Origin of the sequence: Desulfovibrio sp. 1188_IL3213 (assembly GCF_036763145.1) — a bacterium.
Lineage (GTDB): Bacteria > Desulfobacterota > Desulfovibrionia > Desulfovibrionales > Desulfovibrionaceae > Desulfovibrio.
On the sequence record NZ_JBAIYR010000714.1, the window covers coordinates 1 to 522 of the forward strand.

Below are 522 nucleotides of genomic sequence, written 5' to 3' on the forward strand. Positions count from 1 at the left end.
GCATCAAGCCTCGAAAACGTCTCAAGCGTGATAAACCTGAGGAATTAAGCGTACCGGAGTCTGCTAATCAGGTATGGTCAATGGATTTTATGCATGACCAACTCCGGGACGGGCGAACGATCAGGCTTTTGAACGTTATTGACGACTTTAACCGTGAAGGGCTTGGGATTGAGATAGACTTCTCGCTTCCAGCCGAACGCGTGGTGCGAACACTGGAGCAAATCATCGAGTGGCGTGGCTGCCCGCAAGAAATTCGCTGCGATAACGGCCCGGAATACATAAGTGCCAGGCTCTTATCGTGGGCAGAGAAGCGGAACATTGCAATACGGCATATCCAACCGGGAAAACCACAGCAGAATGCCTACATCGAGCGCTACAACCGAACAGTTCGTTATGATTGGCTGAATCAGTATATCTTTGAATCCCTGGAAGAAATACAGGGATTTGCTACGGCCTGGCTGTGGACATATAACAATGAGCGACCAAACATGGGCATTGGCGGCATCACTCCAGCTATGAAAC

Annotated in this window: 1 protein-coding gene; it reads left to right on the plus strand. The window is 49.8% G+C overall.

Going from position 1 to position 522, the window contains the following annotated elements; genetic code table 11:
• Window positions 1-522: IS3 family transposase (locus tag V6C16_RS14720; RefSeq protein ID WP_333543625.1), on the plus strand; the 522-nt coding region annotated here is incomplete at both ends.